We start from the raw sequence: 1,614 nt of genomic DNA, 5'->3' as shown, positions 1-1,614 counted from the left end.
GGGGGGCGGGGAGCCGTAGGCAGCGGTTCCCGCACCCGATGGTCATGATCAGCGATCGGCCTGCCGAGGTCGCCGACCGCGCCGTTCCCGGCCACTGGGAAGGCGACCTCATCATCGGCAGCAACAACCGCTCCGCCATCGCGACGCTGGTCGAACGCAGCACGCGCTACCTGATGCTCGTCCATCTTCCCCGCGGGCACTCAGCCGCTGCCGTCCGCACGGCACTGGTGGAGACCGTCCAAACCCTTCCGCCTCATCTGATGCGGTCGCTGACCTGGGACCAGGGCACAGAGATAGCCTACCACCACCACTTCACCGTCACGTCCGACATCCCGGTCTACTTCTGCGACCCGGCCAGCCCCTGGCAGCGCTGCTCCAACGAAAACTCCAACGGCCTGCTGCGGCAGTAGTTCCCCAAGGGCACCGACCTGCCCCGGCACACCCGCGAGGAGCTGGACGCCGTCGCCGCCGAGCTGAACAGCCGCCCACGCAAGACGCTCGACTGGGAAACCCCAGCCGAGCGTCTGTCTAAACTGATCGCGGCTTGATCAACTCACCACGGTGTTGCAACGACCCCTGGAATTCGCCCGGACGGGGCCCGCGTGCGTATGGACCATGGCCTCCATGTCTGGCACGACGTCGTCGGCCAGGGACCCGGGTACGGGTCGGCCGGGCCGGGAGGCCAGGTCGCGGGACGTGGGGTTGGGCTCAGTGGCCGCCCTCGTTGACGACCGCCACCTCCTCGATGTTCTGCTCGATGGCCTCGGCCGGGACGGCAGTGGCCCGGGCCCAGTAGTAGATGCCGACGGAGAACAGCGCGACGATCGCCATGTCCCACCAGAGCGGGATGTGGCCCTTACCACCGAAGCCACCCTGCCAGGAAATGACCCCCATACCGATCAGGTAGACCGGGAGCCACTGCGCGGCCTTCCAGTCCAACCTCGGCGCGTTCGGCAGCTGCCTCTTCGTGGCATAGGCGGCGTAGCTGCCGAGCAGGACGTAGCCGATGATGATCGCCCAGCCGAGCCGCTGGAGGGTGTCCCAGCCGGCCCAGTAGATGATCAGGCTCGCGACGACGAACGACAGCGGGGAGAGCACATTGCCGCCGGGGAGGCGGTAGGGACGCTCGTGGTTGGCCAGCCGCCGGCGGAACACTCCGAAGGCCAGCGGGGCGCCGGCGTACATCAGGACGCTGGCGGAGGTGATGAAGGAGACGAGTTGCTGCCAGCTGGGGAAGGGCAGGAAGCAGATCACGCCGGTCACGAAGGAGATGATCAGGCCGAACCACGGTACGCCGCGGCCGTCGGTCCTCTCGAAGAGCCGGGGTGCGTAGCCGTTCTTGCTCAGGCCGTAGGAGATACGGGAGGTGGAGGTGGTGTAGATCAGGCCGGTGCCGCCGGGGGAGATGATGGCGTCGGCGTACAGGACCCAGCCCAGCCAGCCCAGGCCGACCACGGTGGCCAGTCCGGCCCAGGGGCCGCTGATGCCGGCGTAGTCGAGCTTGGCCCAGCCGTGGGCGAAGGAGGCCAGCGGCAGGGCGCCGATGTAGACGACCTGGAGCGCGGTGTAGATCACCGCACCGATCACCACCGAGCCGATGGTGGCGCGCGGCAG

General features: G+C 68.3%; 1 protein-coding gene and 1 pseudogene. One reads left to right on the top strand and one right to left on the bottom strand.

The window, feature by feature from the left end; translation table 11 throughout:
- A pseudogene (locus tag RZ84_RS00035) lies at nucleotides 1–548 on the top strand (IS30 family transposase); the annotation flags it as partial.
- A gap of 160 nt (nucleotides 549–708) precedes the next feature.
- Here the strand turns inward: RZ84_RS00035 and RZ84_RS00030 are convergent.
- The coding region (locus RZ84_RS00030; protein ID WP_043262601.1) for an APC family permease at nucleotides 709–1,614 on the bottom strand (906 nt) is incomplete at its 5' end.

Origin of the sequence: Streptomyces sp. CT34, from assembly GCF_000805335.1 — a bacterium.
Lineage (GTDB): Bacteria > Actinomycetota > Actinomycetes > Streptomycetales > Streptomycetaceae > Streptomyces.
The sequence above is the reverse complement of the archived record's forward strand: the minus strand, read 5'-3'. Positions and strand labels throughout refer to the sequence as shown.